The organism is Cupriavidus sp. PB-02, from assembly GCF_058252315.1.
On record NZ_CM177694.1, the window covers coordinates 127,616 to 143,583 of the forward strand.

Annotated in this window: 15 protein-coding genes; all 15 read left to right on the forward strand. The window is 68.1% G+C overall.

Features of this window, described 5'->3' with window-relative positions:
• The first annotated feature begins 2 nt into the window (after positions 1-2).
• The gene (locus AC10V3_RS00620; RefSeq protein WP_022533233.1) at positions 3-1,133 is read left to right on the forward strand and encodes an acyl-CoA dehydrogenase family protein; all 1,131 of its coding nucleotides are present in this window, start codon (positions 3-5) and stop codon (positions 1,131-1,133) included.
• A gap of 94 nt (positions 1,134-1,227) precedes the next feature.
• Positions 1,228-1,893, forward strand: coding sequence for a 2-hydroxychromene-2-carboxylate isomerase (locus AC10V3_RS00625; RefSeq protein WP_022533234.1), 666 nt, complete (start codon positions 1,228-1,230; stop codon positions 1,891-1,893).
• The gene (locus AC10V3_RS00630; protein ID WP_022533235.1) at positions 1,890-2,576 is read left to right on the forward strand and encodes an HAD family hydrolase; all 687 of its coding nucleotides are present in this window, start codon (positions 1,890-1,892) and stop codon (positions 2,574-2,576) included. Before AC10V3_RS00625 ends, AC10V3_RS00630 begins: the two co-directional genes overlap by 4 nt.
• Positions 2,573-3,025, forward strand: a complete 453-nt coding sequence (locus AC10V3_RS00635; RefSeq protein WP_022533236.1) for a YchJ family protein — start codon at positions 2,573-2,575, stop codon at positions 3,023-3,025. Before AC10V3_RS00630 ends, AC10V3_RS00635 begins: the two co-directional genes overlap by 4 nt.
• Positions 3,022-3,693, forward strand: a complete 672-nt coding sequence (locus AC10V3_RS00640) for a glutathione S-transferase family protein (protein ID WP_022533237.1) — start codon at positions 3,022-3,024, stop codon at positions 3,691-3,693. Before AC10V3_RS00635 ends, AC10V3_RS00640 begins: the two co-directional genes overlap by 4 nt.
• A 23-nt stretch (positions 3,694-3,716) precedes the next feature.
• The gene (locus AC10V3_RS00645) at positions 3,717-5,324 is read left to right on the forward strand and encodes a carboxyl transferase domain-containing protein (protein ID WP_022533238.1); all 1,608 of its coding nucleotides are present in this window, start codon (positions 3,717-3,719) and stop codon (positions 5,322-5,324) included.
• Positions 5,325-5,355: 31 nt separating this feature from the next.
• A complete protein-coding gene (locus AC10V3_RS00650) occupies positions 5,356-6,258 on the forward strand; it encodes a dienelactone hydrolase family protein (RefSeq protein WP_022533239.1) in 903 nt (300 codons plus the stop codon).
• Between the two features lie 39 nt (positions 6,259-6,297).
• On the forward strand, positions 6,298-7,086 hold the full coding sequence (locus AC10V3_RS00655; protein ID WP_022533240.1) for an enoyl-CoA hydratase/isomerase family protein: 789 nt from the start codon (positions 6,298-6,300) through the stop codon (positions 7,084-7,086).
• 322 nt (positions 7,087-7,408) lie between these two features.
• Positions 7,409-8,824 (forward strand): adenosylmethionine--8-amino-7-oxononanoate transaminase, encoded by a 1,416-nt coding sequence (gene bioA / locus AC10V3_RS00660; RefSeq protein ID WP_051369666.1) that lies wholly within the window; start codon positions 7,409-7,411, stop codon positions 8,822-8,824.
• Complete coding sequence (gene bioF, locus AC10V3_RS00665; RefSeq protein WP_349605211.1) at positions 8,814-10,031, forward strand: 8-amino-7-oxononanoate synthase; 1,218 nt, start codon at positions 8,814-8,816, stop codon at positions 10,029-10,031. Before bioA ends, bioF begins: the two co-directional genes overlap by 11 nt.
• The gene (bioD, locus tag AC10V3_RS00670; protein WP_022533243.1) at positions 10,028-10,762 is read left to right on the forward strand and encodes a dethiobiotin synthase; all 735 of its coding nucleotides are present in this window, start codon (positions 10,028-10,030) and stop codon (positions 10,760-10,762) included. Before bioF ends, bioD begins: the two co-directional genes overlap by 4 nt.
• 20 nt (positions 10,763-10,782) lie before the next feature.
• A complete protein-coding gene (bioB, locus tag AC10V3_RS00675) occupies positions 10,783-11,805 on the forward strand; it encodes a biotin synthase BioB (protein ID WP_022533244.1) in 1,023 nt (340 codons plus the stop codon).
• 73 nt (positions 11,806-11,878) lie between these two features.
• Positions 11,879-13,897, forward strand: coding sequence for an acetyl/propionyl/methylcrotonyl-CoA carboxylase subunit alpha (locus tag AC10V3_RS00680; protein WP_349605209.1), 2,019 nt, complete (start codon positions 11,879-11,881; stop codon positions 13,895-13,897).
• 133 nt (positions 13,898-14,030) lie between these two features.
• Entirely contained in the window at positions 14,031-14,972 is a 942-nt protein-coding gene (locus tag AC10V3_RS00685) for a 2-hydroxyacid dehydrogenase (RefSeq protein WP_022533246.1), read from the forward strand.
• A 50-nt stretch (positions 14,973-15,022) separates the two neighbouring features.
• Positions 15,023-15,958, forward strand: a complete 936-nt coding sequence (locus AC10V3_RS00690; protein ID WP_022533247.1) for a hydroxymethylglutaryl-CoA lyase — start codon at positions 15,023-15,025, stop codon at positions 15,956-15,958.
• The last annotated feature ends 10 nt before the right edge of the window (positions 15,959-15,968 follow it).

The following is a 15,968-nucleotide window of genomic DNA, read 5'->3' on the forward strand; positions in this document are numbered from 1 at the left end:
ACATGCTGCTGACCCCCGAACAGGAAATGATCCGCGACGCCGTGCGCCAGTTCGCGCAGGAGGTGATCGCGCCGCAGGCCGCGCAATGGGACCGCGACAAGACCTTCCCCAAGGATGTCCACCGCGAGCTGGCCGCGCTCGGAGCGTACGGCGTGGCCGTGCCCGAGGAATACGGCGGTGCCGGTCTCGACTACCTGTCACTGGCGCTGATCCTGGAAGAGATCGCGGCCGGCGACGGCGGCACCTCCACCGTGATCAGCGTCAACAACTGCCCCGTGTGCAGCATGCTGATGTCGTTCGCCAGCGAGGCGCAGAAGCAGCAATGGCTGGTGCCGCTGGCGCGCGGCGAGATGCTGGGCGCGTTCTGCCTGACCGAGCCGCACGTCGGCTCGGACGCGTCGGCGCTGCGTACTACCGCCGTCCGCGACGGCGGCGATTACGTGCTCAACGGCGTCAAGCAGTTCATCACCAGCGGCAAGAACGCCGATGTGGCGATCGTTCTGGCCGTGACCGACAAGGCCGCCGGCAAGCGCGGCATCAGCGCCTTTATCGTGCCGACTACCACGCCCGGCTACGTGGTGGCGCGCCTGGAAGACAAGCTCGGCCAGCATTCGTCGGACACCGCGCAGATCCTGCTCGAGGATTGCCGCGTGCCGGCGGCCAACTTGCTGGGCGACGAGGGCGGCGGCTACAAGATGGCGCTGTCCGGGCTGGAAGGCGGGCGCATCGGCATCGCCTCGCAAAGCATCGGCATGGCGCGCGCCGCGTTCGAGGCGGCGCTGGCGTATGCCAAGGAACGCGAGAGTTTCGGTCAGCCGCTGTTCCAGCACCAGGCGGTGCAGTTCCGCCTGGCCGAGATGGCGACCCGCATCGACGTGGCGCGCCAGATGGTGTGGCACGCCGCCGCGCTGCGCGATGGCGGCCGGCCCTGCCTGAAAGAGGCCGCGATGGCCAAGTTGTTTGCCAGCGAGATGGCCGAGCGGGTGTGCTCGGATGCGATCCAGGTGTTCGGCGGCTATGGCTATGTCAGCGACTTCCCGGTGGAGCGCATCTACCGCGACGTGCGCGTTTGCCAGATCTATGAGGGCACCAGCGATATCCAGAAGATCCTGATCGCACGAGCGCTCGCCTAGTCCACAGATAAGCGCGTACGATGGGGGCATGCCGTGAAAGCGGCACACCTCCCTGACCCGAGTACCGGCAACCCCAACAAGAAGGGCCCCCGACATGACCGCAGCGATCGACTTCTATTTCGACTTCTCATCGCCCTACGGCTATTTCGCCAGTACCCGCATCGACGAGCTGGCGCAGAAGTACGGACGCATCGTCGCCTGGCATCCGATCTTGCTGGGCGTGGTGTTCAAGACCACCGGCGCCTCGCCGCTGCCGCAGCTGCCGCTCAAGGGCGACTACTCGTGGCGCGACTTCGAGCGCACCGCGCGCTTCCATGGCATCGAATACAAGCGCCCCACGCATTTCCCGCTGCCGACCACGCACGCCGCGCGCGCGATGCTGTGGCTGCAGAACCATCACGGCGACGACATCGCGGCGGCGTTCGCCAAGTCGGTGTACCGCGCGCTGTTCGCCGACGACATCAATATCGCCGAGCCGGCCGAGATCATGAAGCTGGCCGAGCCGCTGGGCGTCGATGTGCAGGCGCTGGACGCCGGCGCCACCAGCTACCAGATCAAGGACCAGCTCAAGGCCGAGATCGAGGTGGCGATGGCCAAGGGCGTGTTCGGTTCGCCCTTCGTCATTGTCGACGGCGAGCCGTTCTGGGGCTTCGACCGCTTCGACCAGGTCGAGGCGCACCTGAAGAGCCGCCGTCAGACTGAACTCCGGGCCGTACCCAGTGTCGGGAGCCTGGACAACATGGAAAAGAAACCCGCATGACTGCAGTAACCCGTGGCCATTCCGGCCGATTCGATTGCGTGATCTTCGACTGCGACGGCGTGCTTGTCGACAGCGAGCCCATCGTCAACCGCGTGCTCAACCAGATGCTGAACGAACTCGGCATCGAGATCTCGCTGGAAGACTCCACGCGCCTGTTCCTCGGCCGCGCCGTGCGCGAGGAACTGGAGATGATCGAACGCATGCGCGGCGCGCCGCTCCCCGAGAACTGGCTGTCGACCTGGCTCGCCCGCCGCAACGCGGTGCTGGAAGCCGAGGTCGCCGCGGTGGCGCACGTGCGCGACGCCATCGGCAAGATCGCGGCCACCGGCATGCCGGTGTGCGTGGCCTCGGGCGCGGACCGCATCAAGGTCAAGCTGCAACTGACCAAGACCGGCCTGGTCGAGCTGTTCCAGCAGGATGAGCGCGAGCATATCTTCTCCGCCACCGAAGTGGCGCGCAGCAAGCCCGCGCCCGATGTTTACCTGCTGGCGGCGCGCACCATGGGCGTGGCGCCGGGGCGCTGCGCCGTGGTGGAAGACAGTCCGACCGGCGTGACCGCTGGCGTGGCCGCCGGCATGACGGTGTTGGGCTACGCCGAGCGCAACGATGCCGCGCTGCTGCGCGGGGCCGGCGCGCACACCATCTTTACCGACATGCGCGACCTGCCGGAGCTGGTGGGATGACCAGGGGAAAGGCGGCAGAGAACGCGGTACGCCGGCTGCCTAAGGCCGGACCGGTGCCGTGCCCGTGCGGCAGCGCGGACTATGCCGCCTGCTGCGGCCGCTTTCACCGCGGCGAAGCGCTGCCGCCCAACGCCGAGGCGCTGATGCGCTCGCGCTACAGCGCCTATGTGCTGAGCGATATGGACTGGCTGCAGCAGACCTGGCATCCGTCCACCTGCCCGGCCGATCTCTTGCCGGACACCGCCACGCGCTGGCTCGGGTTGGCGGTCAAGTCGCATGCGCAGCAGGACGACACGCATGCCGAAGTGGAATTCGTGGCGCGCTACAAGGTAGGCGGGCGCGCCATGCGGCTGCATGAACGCAGCCGCTTTGTGCGCGAGCCGCGCGCGCCTGGCGAGGCGCCGCGCTGGCTCTATGTGGATGGCGACATGATCGGGGAGACATCATGAGCACCGAAAAGCAGAACCAGCCGGAGTACCTGCTGTATTGCTTCGCCCAGTCCGGCAACGCCTACAAGGTGGCGCTGCTGCTGGAGACGGTCGGCGTGCAGCGCGGCCAGCGCCTGTGGCAGCCGCGCTTCGTCGACTTCTTCAACGGCGAGACCCGCACCCCCGAGTACCGGGCCATCAACGTGATGGGCGAGGTGCCGGTGCTGGAGTTCGGCGGCCAGCGCCTGTCGCAGTCCGGCGTCATCCTGGAATCACTGGCCGCGCGGCTCGATGCCTACGGTCCGCGCGACGACGCTGAACGTGCCGAGGTGCTGCGCTGGCTGCTGTTCGACAACCACAAGTTCACCTCCTACACCGCTACCTACCGCTTCATGCGCAACTTCGCCAGGACGCCGGACCCGGCCGTGCTGGAGTTTTTCCGCGCGCGCTGCGAAGGCGCGTGGAACGTGCTCAATGCGCATCTGGCGGGGCGTGCCTTCGTGGTGGGCGAGCGCACCACCATCGCCGACTTCTCGCTGGCGGGCTATGTGTTCTTCGACGACGAGATCGGCGTGCACTGGCGCAAGGAGTATCCGCATATCCATGCCTGGGCGGAGCGCATGCGCGCGTTGCCGGGCTGGAAGCACCCCTATGACCTGATGCCGGGACATCCTCTCAATCGGCGGTAAAAAGAAGCAGGAAGGGACAAACCATGCCCACGCTGGAAACCAAGCTCAACGCCCGCTCCGAATCGTTCAAGACCAACGCCGAGGCCATGCAGGCCGTGGTGGCCGACCTCAAGGCGAAGATCGCGAAGCTCGCGGAGGGCGGCGGCGAAGACGCGCGCAACAAGCACCTGTCGCGCGGCAAGCTGCTGCCGCGCGACCGGGTGCAGCAACTGCTCGATCCGGGCACGCCGTTCCTGGAGCTGTCGCAGCTCGCGGCCTATGACATGTACGACGATGCCGCGCCCGGCGCGGGCATCATCACCGGCATCGGCCGCGTGGCCGGGCAGGAATGCGTGATCGTCTGCAACGACGCCACCGTCAAGGGCGGCACCTACTACCCGATGACGGTCAAGAAGCACGTGCGCGCGCAGGAGATCGCCGAGCAGAACAACCTGCCCTGCATCTACTTGGTCGATTCCGGCGGCGCCAACCTGCCCAACCAGGACGACGTGTTTCCCGACCGCGACCACTTCGGCCGCATCTTCTACAACCAGGCCAACCTGTCCAGGCAGGGTATTCCGCAGATCGCGGTGGTGATGGGTTCGTGCACCGCCGGCGGCGCCTACGTGCCGGCGATGAGCGACGAGTCCATCATCGTCAAGAACCAGGGCACCATCTTCCTGGGCGGCCCGCCGCTGGTGAAGGCCGCCACCGGCGAGGAAGTCAGCGCCGAGGACCTGGGCGGCGCCGACGTGCATACGCGCCTGTCGGGCGTGGCCGACTACTTCGCGCAGAACGACCACCATGCGCTGTCGCTGGCGCGCAATATCGTGCAGCACCTGAACCGCCGCAAGCCGGACCAGATCCGCCTGCACGAGCCGGTGGAGCCGCTGTACCCGGTGCAAGAGCTGTACGGTGTGATCCCCACCGACACGCGCAAGCCCTATGACGTGCGCGAGGTGATCGCGCGCCTGGTCGACGGCTCCGAGTTCGACGAGTTCAAGGCACGCTACGGCACCACGCTGGTGTGCGGCTTCGCGCGCATCTGGGGCTACCCGGTCGGCATCATCGCCAACAACGGCATCCTGTTCTCGGAGTCGGCGCTCAAGGGCGCCCACTTTATCGAGCTGTGCTGCCAGCGCAAGATCCCGCTGGTGTTCCTGCAGAACATCACCGGCTTCATGGTCGGCCGCAAGTACGAGAACGAAGGCATCGCCCGCAACGGCGCCAAGATGGTGACTGCGGTCGCGACCGCGCAGGTGCCCAAGTTTACCGTGATCATCGGCGGCTCGTTCGGCGCCGGCAACTACGGCATGTGCGGACGCGCCTATTCGCCGCGCTTCCTGTGGATGTGGCCGAACGCGCGCATCTCGGTGATGGGCGGCGAGCAGGCCGCGAGCGTGCTGGCGACGGTGCGCCGCGACGGCATCGAGGCCAAGGGCGGCAAGTGGAGCGCGGAGGAGGAAGACGCCTTCAAGCAGCCGATCCGCGACCAGTACGAACACCAGGGCCATCCCTATTACGCCAGTGCGCGCCTGTGGGACGACGGCGTGATCGATCCCGCGCAGACCCGCACTGTGCTGGGCCTGGGCCTGTCCGCGAGCCTGAACGCGCCGATCGAGGACATGAAGTTCGGCGTGTTCCGCATGTAATCACCACGCCGTCGCAGCCGTACCCATCACCATGCGCAGTGTCGCCCGCCTGTTTCGCAGTCTTGCCCTGGTAGCGGTGCTCGCCGTGCTGCAGCCGCCGGCGGGCCATGCGCAGTACGCCAACGGCGATGGCACGGGCAAGGCGGCGCCGCGCATGCGTTTCACCGAGCAGGTGATGATGCTGCCCAAGGCGGCGATCCCGTCGCGCATCGACCTGGAAGCCACGGTGTTCAAGCCTTCGGGCGAGGGGCCGTTCCCGCTGGTGGTGATCAACCACGGCAAGGCGCCGGGCCGGCCGTTCATGCAGGGGCGCGCGCGCTTTGCGGCGCAGAGCGCCGAGTTCCTGCGGCGCGGCTATGTGGTGGTGCTGCCGATGCGGCAGGGCTTTGCGCGCTCGGGCGGCGCCTATGTGGGCGGCAGCTGTGACATCGAGACCAACGGCCTGATGCAGGCCGACGATGTCGTCGCCACGCTCGACTACATGGCCACGCTGCCTTACGTGGACATGGAGCGCATCGTCGTGATCGGCCAGTCGCAGGGCGGGCTGACCACGATGGCGTTCAGCACCATCGGCTATCCCGGCGTGCGCGGCGTGGTCAACTTTGCCGGCGGGCTGCGCAACCTGAACTGCCCGGACTGGGAAGAGCGGCTGGTCGATGTCTTTGCCAGCTATGGCAGCCTGGCCCGGTACCCGTCGCTATGGGTGTACGGCGACAACGACAGCTACTGGCCGGTGCCCTTGCCCGGCCGCTTGTTCAACGCCTTCAAGTCGCGCGCCACCGGCCCCGGGGCCAATGCGCGGATGTTCGATGTGGGCGAGTTCGGCATGGACTCGCACCGCCTGTTCAGCCAGCGCGAGGGCATCCCAGTGTGGCTGCCGGAAGTCGGCGACTTCTTCCGCTCGCTGGGGCTGCCGTTCGATAGTGGCACCTGAGCGGCACCCCCGATAACTATCTGTCTACGGAGACGAACCATGGAATTCACCACCCTGACTGTCAATATCGCCAGCCACGTCGCCACCGTCACGCTGAACCGGCCTGACGTGCGCAATGCGTTCAACGAGACCGTGATCGCCGAGCTGACCGGGGCCTTCCGCGCCCTCGGCGACATGGACGAAGTGCGCGCCGTCGTGCTAGCCGGAAATGGTCCCGCCTTCTGTGCCGGCGCCGACCTGAACTGGATGAAGAAGATGGCCGGCTACTCCGACGACCAGAACCGCGCCGATGCGCTGACGCTGGCGCAGATGCTGCACACCATCTGGTCCTGCCCGCGTCCCGTGATCGCACGCATCCAGGGCGACACCTACGCCGGCGGCATGGGGCTGGTGGCCGCGTGCGATATCGCGGTGGCGGCCGAGCACGCGCATTTCTGCCTGTCCGAGGCGCGCTTGGGCCTGCTGCCCGCCACCATCAGCCCGTATGTGATCCGTGCGATGGGCGAGCAGGCGGCGCGCCGCTATTTCATCACTGCGGAGCGCTTCGATGCGGCCGAGGCGCTGCGGCTGGGGTTCGTGCATGCGGTGGTGCCGGCGGAGGGGCTCGATGCCAAGGTCAGCGAGCTGGCTACGGCGCTGGTCGCCAACAGTCCCAATGCCGTGCGCGAGAGCAAGCGGCTGGTGCAGGACGTGTCGGGGCGGGTGATCGACAACGACCTGCTGGCGGATACGGCGGACCGGATTGCGAAGATCCGGGCGTCGGCAGAGGGGCGGGAAGGAGTGAAGTCGTTTTTGGAGAAGCGTACGCCGTCGTGGCGGCCGGCTTGAGGATGGCGCTTAGCTTGCGGGGTGTTTGCTCCCCTCGCCCGCGCGCGGGAGAGGGGAGTCCCGCAGCAGCATGCGAAAGCGTGCCGCACTGAAAAAAAGACTTGCGTGGAGATCGCAGCACGCTAGCGACAAGAGGGCCGCTTCACCCCCGTAACATCCATCAAGTCCAGCTAAACCACCGCTAACGCAAAAATCCCGCCGCCATTGCCAACATCCAGGAGACATTCCTAACATGACCCTCCCCAACCAGTCCGCCTTCGTCGCACTGCCCGGCCCAGCCGGCAGCGCCACGCACACGGACGGTCAACAAAGGAGGGCTACCTTGGATCACCTGTCCCTTTCCCCAGGCAGCGACGCGCAGGCCCTGGGCCAGCGCAGCCGCAACGCGGTCTGGCACCCCTGCACGCGCCTGCGCCCCGACGACGACGCCGTACCGCTGGCGATCGTGCGCGGCGAAGGCCCGTGGCTGCATGACGCCAGCGGCCGCCGTTATTTCGACGCCACCAGCTCGTGGTGGGTCAACCTGTTTGGCCACGCCAACCCGCGCATCAACGCCGCGCTGGCAAGCCAGCTGGAGACGCTCGAACACGTGATGCTCGCCGGCTGCACCCACGCACCAGCGGTCGAACTGGCCGAGCGCCTGTCCGCACTGACCGGCGGCGCGCTCGGTAATGTCTTCTATGCCTCGGACGGGGCCTCGGCCGTCGAGATCGCGCTGAAGATGAGCTTTCACTACTGGCGCAACACCGGCCTGCCGGCCAAGCGCGAGTTTGTCTGCCTGCGCCACGGCTACCACGGTGAAACCGTGGGCGCGCTCGCCGTGACCGACGTGGAGGTCTTCCGCGACGCCTACGACGCGCTGATCCGCCGCGCGCACGTGGTGATGTCGCCCGACGCACGCCAGGCCGCGCCCGGCGAGTCGGCGGCGGATGTTGCCGCCCGTGCGCTGGCGGAACTGGAAGCGCTGCTGCGAGAACGCGCCGGCCAGATTGCCGCGCTGATCGTCGAGCCGCTGGTGCAGGGCGCCGCCGGCATGGCGATGTATGATCCGTCCTACCTCGACGGCGCACGCGCGCTGTGCGACCGCTACCGGGTCCACCTGATTGCCGACGAGATCGCGGTCGGCTGCGGCCGCACCGGCACCTTCTTCGCGTGGGAACAGTCGCGCGCCGCGGCCGAGGACATGGCGGTGCTGCCCGCGCACCTGTGGCCCGACTTCCTGTGCCTGTCCAAGGGCATCAGCGGCGGCTACCTGCCGCTGTCGCTGGTGTTGTCGCGCCCGGAGATCCAGCGCGCCTTCGTCGCCGACGAGCTGGCGCGCAGCTTCCTGCATTCGCATTCCTATACCGGTAACCCGCTGGCCTGCCGCGCCGCGCTGGCCACGCTCGACCTGTTCGCGCAGGACGACGTGCTCGCGCGCAACCGCGAACGTGCGCAGTGGCTGGCGGAGGCGATGTCCACCCTGGCCGCCGACCCGCGCCTGCGGCACGTGCGCCAGCGGGGCCTGATCTGGGCCGCCGATGTGCGCGATGACGCCGCGGGCGCTGACTTTGCCTCGCGCTTCCACCACGCCGCGCGTGCGCGCGAGCTGCTGGTGCGCCCGATCGGCAATACGCTGTACGTGATGCCGCCCTACGTTTTCGATGCCGCGCAGGCGCGCTGGCTGGGCGAGCAACTGCTGGCCGCGCTCGACGATGTGACCACGCTGGTGAACGGGGAGGTGCGCCATGCTGCTTGAACAACTGAAGCGGGCTGCCGAGCAACGCCACGCGCTGGCCCTGACGCGCCGCCGCCGCATCGCGCACACCGCGTGCGCGCCGCACCAGGCCGTGGGCGAAGTGGAAGAGACGCGGCCGGAATCGCTGCTGACCTTCTGCAGCAACGACTACATGGGGCTGGCCAACCATCCCGACGTGATCGCCGCGCTGGCCGAAGGCGCGCATCGCTATGGCGCGGGCAGCGGCGCCTCGCACCTGGTCAGCGGCCATTCGCTGGCGCATGCGCAGCTCGAAGCGGAACTGGCGCGCTGGTTCGCGCCGCATATCCCGCACGCGCGCACGCTGTATTTCTGCACCGGCTACATGGCCAACATGGCGGTGCTGACCGCGCTGGGCGCGGCGGACGCGACGCTGTTCTGCGAATCGCTCAACCATGCCTCGCTGATCGACGGCGCCCGGCTGGCGCGCGCGGACGTGCAGCGCTACCCGCACTGCGATACCGCCGCGCTGGAAGCCCTGCTGGCGGCCAGCACCAGCGAACGCAAGCTGATCGTCACCGACAGCGTGTTCAGCATGGACGGCGACGTCGCACCGCTGCGCGAACTGCTGGCGCTGGCCGACCGCTATGACGCGTGGATCATCGTCGACGATGCGCACGGCTTCGGCGTGCTGGGCGAGCAGGGCCGCGGCGTGCTGGAGGCGCTGGGGCTCTCGTCCGAGCGCTTTATCTATATCGGCACGCTCGGCAAGGCCGCGGGCGTGGCGGGGGCGTTCGTCGCCGCGCACGAGACCATCATCGAGCACCTGGTCAACACCGCGCGGCCATATATCTACACCACGGCCGCGCCGCCGGCGGTCGCGCATGCATTGCTGACCAGCCTGGCGATCATCGAAGGCGAAGAGGGCAGGCAACGCCGCGCCCAACTGACGCGCTGCATCGCCATGCTGCGCGGCGGGCTGGCGCAACTGGCCGCGATCGCGGGCTGGACGCTCGGCGACAGCGAGACTGCGATCCAGCCGCTGATCGTCGGCGACAACGGCGCCGCGCTCGCGCTGTCGGCAACGCTGGAGGGCGACGGCATCCGCGTCGGCGCGATCCGCCCGCCGACGGTGCCCGAGGGCACGGCGCGGCTGCGTATCACGCTGTCGGCCTCGCACACCGAAGCCGACGTGCAGCGCCTGCTGGATGTACTGAGCGCCGCGGTGGCGCAGCGGGAGGCGGCATGACAGCACGCCAGCCTTTCGCCTGCTTTGTCACTGGCACCGATACCGGCGTCGGCAAGACCCACGCCAGCGCCACGCTGCTGCACGCGTTGAACGCCGCCGGCTACCGCACCGCGGGCATGAAGCCCGTGGCCAGCGGCAGCGAATGGCGCGACGGCCACTGGCACAACGATGACGTGGCGCAGCTGCGCGCCGCCAGCTCGGTGACGGTGCCGCTTGGCCATACCTGTCCGTTCCTGCTGCGCACGCCGTGCTCGCCGCACCTCGCCGCCGCGCAGGAGGGTGTGCGCATTACACGCGCACCGATCCGCGAAGCGTTCGACGCGCTGCGCCACCAGGCCGAGGCCGTGGTGGTGGAGGGCGTGGGCGGTTTCCACGTGCCACTGGATGTCGGCGCGGTGCGCTGGAGCACCGCCGACCTGGCGGTCATGCTCGGCCTGCCGGTCGTGATGGTGGTCGGCATCCGGCTTGGCTGCCTGAACCACGCCGTGCTGACCGCCCAGGCCATCCGAGCGCGCGGCCTCAACCTGGCCGGCTGGATCGCCAACCGGGTCGACCCGGACATGCTGCTCGCCGACGAGAACATCGCCACTTTGCATGCGTCGCTGGACGCGCCATGCCTGGGTGAACTGCCCTGGCAACAGGAACCCGCCGCTGCCGCTTCCAGGCTCGATCTCGCGCCGCTGCTTGCCGCCAATCAATACCAAGCCGAGGCCGCTGGCCTCGCCGCCTGAACCAGAATTCGAATCCAATCATGACCCAAGCTCACACCGTTACCACCGTTTCCGTTGACGCCCTGCGCCAGACCGCGCGCTCGCATGCCCTGCCCGATGACGCCGAGTGGCGCGTCGATGACGTGGCCGCACTGTTCGCGCTGCCGTTCAACGACCTGCTGTTCCGCGCCCAGCAAGTGCATCGCGAGAACTTCGACGCTAACACCGTGCAGCTGTCCACGCTGCTGTCGATCAAGACCGGCGGCTGCGAGGAGGATTGTGGCTACTGCCCGCAGAGCGCGCACCACGATGCCGGCGTCAAGGCCGAGAAGCTGATGGCGCTGGACGAGGTGCTCGACGCCGCGCGTGCGGCCAAGGCCAACGGCGCCACGCGCTTCTGCATGGGCGCCGCCTGGCGCAGCCCGAAGGACCGCCACCTGGAACCTGTGATGGACATGGTGCGCGAGGTGAAGGCCATGGGCCTGGAAACCTGCGTGACGCTGGGCATGCTCAAGGCCGAACAGGCGCAGCAACTCAAGGAAGCCGGCCTCGACTACTACAACCACAACCTGGATACCTCGCCGGAGTTTTACGGGAAGATCATCACCACGCGCACCTACCAGGACCGGCTCGACACCATCGGCCATGTGCGTGACGCCGGCATCAACGTCTGCTGCGGCGGCATCGTCGGCATGGGCGAGGCGCGCGAGGCGCGCGCCGGGCTGATCGCGCAGCTGGCCAATATGGACCCGTACCCGGAGTCGGTACCCATCAACAACCTGGTGCAGGTCGAAGGCACGCCGCTGGCCGGCACCGAAGCGCTGGACCCGTTCGAGTTCGTCCGCACGATCGCCGTGGCCCGCATCACCATGCCGCGTGCGATGGTGCGCCTGTCCGCCGGCCGCGAGGCCATGGACGAAGCGTTGCAGGCGCTGTGCTTCATGGCCGGCGCCAATTCTATTTTCTACGGCGAAAAGCTGCTGACCACCGGCAATCCGCAGGCCGACCGCGATCGCGCCCTGCTGGCCCGCCTCGATATCCGCGCAGAGGGTTACGCGGGATGACAAGGTAGGAGATAGCCCGCTGGACAGCTCGCCGCCGTAAGATCCCAATAACAGGGATAACAAGGAGGGAGCCATGTTCAACAAGATCCTGATCGCTAACCGCGGTGAAATCGCCTGCCGCGTGGCCGCCACCTGCCGCCGGCTCGGCATCCGCACCGTCGCGGTGTACTCGGACGCCGACGCCGACGCGCGCCACGTCGCCTTCTGCGACGAGGCCGTGCATATCGGCGGCGCGGCCGCGCGCGACAGCTACCTGCGCGCCGACCACATCATCGAGATGGCGAAGGAGACCGGCGCCCAGGCCATCCACCCGGGCTACGGCTTCCTTTCCGAGAACGAGGCCTTTGCCGAGGCCTGCGCCGCGGCCGGGCTGGTCTTTATCGGCCCGCCCGCGTCGGCCATCAATGCGATGGGCAGCAAGAGCGCGGCCAAGCAGCTGATGGAGAAGGCTTCGGTGCCGCTGGTGCCGGGCTACCATGGCGAGGACCAGGATCCGGCCCTGCTGCGCCGCGAGTCCGATCGCATCGGCTACCCGGTGCTGCTCAAGGCCAGCGCGGGCGGCGGCGGCAAGGGCATGCGCGTGGTCGAGTCTGGCGATGGCTTCGAGGCCGCGCTGGCCTCGGTCAAGCGCGAGGCGTCGGCCAGCTTCGGCGACGACAAGGTGCTGGTGGAGAAATACCTGACCCGCCCGCGCCACATCGAGATCCAGGTGTTCGCCGATACCCACGGCAACTGCGTCTACCTGTTCGAGCGCGACTGCTCGGTGCAGCGCCGCCACCAGAAGGTGCTGGAAGAAGCGCCGGCACCGGGCATGACCGAAGCACGCCGCCGCGCCATGGGCGAGGCCGCGGTCGCCGCGGCCAAAGCCGTAGGCTATGTCGGCGCCGGCACGGTGGAGTTCATCGCCAACCAGGACGGCTCCTTCTACTTCATGGAGATGAACACGCGCCTGCAGGTCGAGCATCCGGTCACCGAGATGATCACCGGGCAGGACCTGGTCGAGTGGCAGCTGCGCGTCGCCGCCGGCGAGCCGCTGCCGCTGACGCAGGAGCAATTGCGCATCGACGGCCACGCGCTGGAAGCGCGTATCTACGCCGAGAATCCCGACAAGCAGTTCCTGCCCTCCACCGGCACGCTGCGCTTCCTGCGCACGCCGCCGGCGGTGCAGTTCATGCGCGGCGGTGATACGCACGGCCCGGCCGGCATCCGCATCGATGCCGGCGTGCGCGAGGGCGACACCATCAGCCCGTTCTACGACCCGATGATCGCCAAGCTGATCGTCTGGGGCAAGGATCGCGACGAAGCGCTGGCACGCATGCGCCAGGCGCTGGCGTCGTATCACGTGGTGGGGCTGTCGACCAACGTCGCCTTCCTGCAGAGGCTGGTGTCGTCGCAGGCGTTTCGCACCGCCGATCTCGATACCGGCCTGATCGAGCGCAACGAGAAGGTCCTGTTCCCGGCGCCGGCGCCGGTCGGCATGGAGATCATCGCGCTGGCCGTGGCCGCGCTGATGGATCGCGAGAACCGCGAGCGCCGCATCGACGCCGCCGACCAGCATTCGCCGTGGACCCACGGCGGCGCGTGGCGGCTGAACGGTGGCGCGACGCGCCAGTTGCGCTTCGGCTATGGCGAGCAGGTGCTCGACGTCACGCTGCACATCAATGAGCACCGCAGCACGCTGATCTATGCCGACCAGGCCGCGCCATTCGCCTGCACCTGCCAGGCGGGCGATATCCGCGTCGACCTCGGCACGCGCCGCGCGCATGGGCAGGTACATGTCGATGGCGAGGCGTTCCATGTCTTCAATGCCGGGCGGCATGTCAGCCTGACCTGGCTCGATCCGCTCGCGCACGCGGGCGAAGCCGAGAGCGAAGGCGGCAAGCTGACCGCGCCGATGCCGGGCAAGGTCATCGCGGTGATGGTCGAGGCCGGCAGCACCGTCACGCGCGGCGCGCCGCTGCTGGTGATGGAAGCGATGAAGATGGAGCACACCATCAGCGCACCGGCCGACGGCGTGGTCAGCGAAGTGCTGTACGGCGTCGGCGAGCAGGTGGCCGAAGGGGCGCAGCTGCTGGCGTTCGAAGGGAAGTAAGTCTGCCCATGGGGGCCGGGATCGCCGAGCGCGGTCCCGCGCCGTCCATGGCGGTTGGCGTGCGTCAACGCCAACCCCATTACTCTGCCAGAATAGCTGTTTACCCCACCACCAGAATCCCCCTGGAGACAAAATGAAGTTGCAGTTGTACGTCCCTGACGGCCGCTATGATCCGTGGATCGAAGGCTTCGCCGAAGCACTCCCCGAAGCCGAATGCGTGACGTGGGAGGGCAGCCGTGGCGAACCAGCCGACTACGCCGTGGTCTGGCGCCCGCCGGTGGAAATGCTGCGTGGCCGTACCGACCTGAAGGCGGTATTCAACCTCGGGGCCGGTGTCGACGGCATCCTGCGCCTGCGCGACGAAGCGCCGGATGCGTTGCCTGCCGGCGTACCGATCGTGCGGCTCGACGATGCCGGCATGGCCGCGCAGATGGCCGAGTACGTCACCCACGCCGCGCTGCGCTATTTCCGCAAGCTCGATGCCTATGAAGCGCAGCAACGCGCCGGCACCTGGAAATTCCTCAAGCCGCACCGCCGCGCCGACTTCACCATCGGCGTGATGGGCGTGGGCACGCTGGGCACGCATATCGCCCGCGCGCTGGCGGGCTTCGGCTTCCCGGTGCGTGGCTGGAGCCGCACCGCGCGCGCCATCGAAGGCGTAAGCGGTTTCTATGGCGATGCCGGCCAGGCGCCGTTCCTCGACGGCCTGCGCGTGCTGGTCAATGTGCTGCCGCTGACACCGCAGACCGAGAACATCCTGAACGCAGGGCTGTTCGCGCGGCTGGCGCAGGGCGCGTATGTGATCAACGTGGCGCGCGGCCAGCACCTGGTCGAAGAGGACCTGTTGGCCGCGGTCCAATCGGGACAGATCGGTGGTGCCACGCTCGACGTGTTCCGCACCGAGCCGCTGCCGGCGGAGCACCCGTTCTGGCAGGAGCCGCGCATCACCATCACGCCGCATATCTCGGCGCTGACGCTGCGCGAGGACAGCATCACCCAGATCGCCGGCAAGATTCGCGCAATGCGCGCGGGCCAGCCGATCGCGGGCGTGGTCGACGTGCAGCGCGGCTACTGACGCCGCCACTGCGCGCCACCAACATAACGAACAACGGACAGGAGACAGCCATGACCATCCCGAACTACGTGAAGATCGTTGAAGTCGGCCCGCGCGACGGCCTGCAGAACGAAAAGGCGATGGTGCCGACCGACGTCAAGGTCGCGCTGATCAACCAGCTCACCGACGCCGGCTTCGTCAATATCGAGGCGGCGTCGTTCGTCTCGCCCAAGTGGGTGCCGCAGATGGCCGACGGTGCCGAGGTGATGGCGCGCATCCAGCGCCGGCCGGGCACGCTGTACTCGGCGCTGACGCCGAACATGAAGGGCTTCGAGGGCGCGATCGCCGCCGGTGCCGACGAGGTGGTGATCTTTGGCGCGGCCAGTGAGGCGTTCTCGCAGAAGAACATCAACTGCTCGATCGCGGAATCGATCGCGCGCTTCGAGCCCGTTGCCGCCGCGGCGAAAGACAAGGGCGTGCGCCTGCGCGGCAGCATCTCGTGCGCGCTGGGCTGCCCGTACCAGGGCGAAGTGCCGGTACACGCGGTGGTCGACGTGGTGCGCCGCATGCGCGAGCTGGGCTGCGACGAGATCGACATTGCCGACACCATCGGCGTGGGTACCCCCGTGCGCGTGCAGGAAGTGATGCGCGCAGCCGCGGCGGAGTTTGCGCTCGACCGGCTGTCGGGCCATTTCCACGACACCTACGGACAGGCGCTGTCCAACATCCTGGCCAGCCTGGAAGTGGGCATCTCGATCTTCCACGCCTCGGTGGCGGGGCTGGGCGGCTGCCCCTACGCCAAGGGCGCGACCGGAAACGTGGCGACCGAGGACGTGCTGTACATGCTGCACGGCATGGGTATCCACACCGGCATCGACCTGGAAGCGATGGTGCGCACCGGCGACTACATCTCGCAGGCGATCGGCCGCGCCAACAGTTCGCGCGTGGGCCGCGCCATGCTGACCAAATGGGCCGCCGCCAGCGATGCGGCGCCCGCCTGCGTCTGACTGTTGGACA

Bases quoted from the DNA above. Each gene is read 5' to 3' on its own strand.
- AC10V3_RS00630 (WP_022533235.1), top strand. From the start codon at position 1,890: ATGACTGCAGTAACCCGTGGCCATTCCGGCCGATTCGATTGCGTGATC.
- AC10V3_RS00645 (WP_022533238.1), top strand. From the start codon at position 3,717: ATGCCCACGCTGGAAACCAAGCTCAACGCCCGCTCCGAATCGTTCAAG.
- AC10V3_RS00650 (WP_022533239.1), top strand. From the start codon at position 5,356: ATGCGCAGTGTCGCCCGCCTGTTTCGCAGTCTTGCCCTGGTAGCGGTG.
- bioD (WP_022533243.1), top strand. From the start codon at position 10,028: ATGACAGCACGCCAGCCTTTCGCCTGCTTTGTCACTGGCACCGATACC.
- AC10V3_RS00685 (WP_022533246.1), top strand. From the start codon at position 14,031: ATGAAGTTGCAGTTGTACGTCCCTGACGGCCGCTATGATCCGTGGATC.
- AC10V3_RS00690 (WP_022533247.1), top strand. From the start codon at position 15,023: ATGACCATCCCGAACTACGTGAAGATCGTTGAAGTCGGCCCGCGCGAC.
- AC10V3_RS00620 (WP_022533233.1), top strand. From the start codon at position 3: ATGCTGCTGACCCCCGAACAGGAAATGATCCGCGACGCCGTGCGCCAG.
- AC10V3_RS00655 (WP_022533240.1), top strand. From the start codon at position 6,298: ATGGAATTCACCACCCTGACTGTCAATATCGCCAGCCACGTCGCCACC.
- bioB (WP_022533244.1), top strand. From the start codon at position 10,783: ATGACCCAAGCTCACACCGTTACCACCGTTTCCGTTGACGCCCTGCGC.
- AC10V3_RS00680 (WP_349605209.1), top strand. From the start codon at position 11,879: ATGTTCAACAAGATCCTGATCGCTAACCGCGGTGAAATCGCCTGCCGC.
- AC10V3_RS00635 (WP_022533236.1), top strand. From the start codon at position 2,573: ATGACCAGGGGAAAGGCGGCAGAGAACGCGGTACGCCGGCTGCCTAAG.
- AC10V3_RS00640 (WP_022533237.1), top strand. From the start codon at position 3,022: ATGAGCACCGAAAAGCAGAACCAGCCGGAGTACCTGCTGTATTGCTTC.
- AC10V3_RS00625 (WP_022533234.1), top strand. From the start codon at position 1,228: ATGACCGCAGCGATCGACTTCTATTTCGACTTCTCATCGCCCTACGGC.
- bioF (WP_349605211.1), top strand. From the start codon at position 8,814: ATGCTGCTTGAACAACTGAAGCGGGCTGCCGAGCAACGCCACGCGCTG.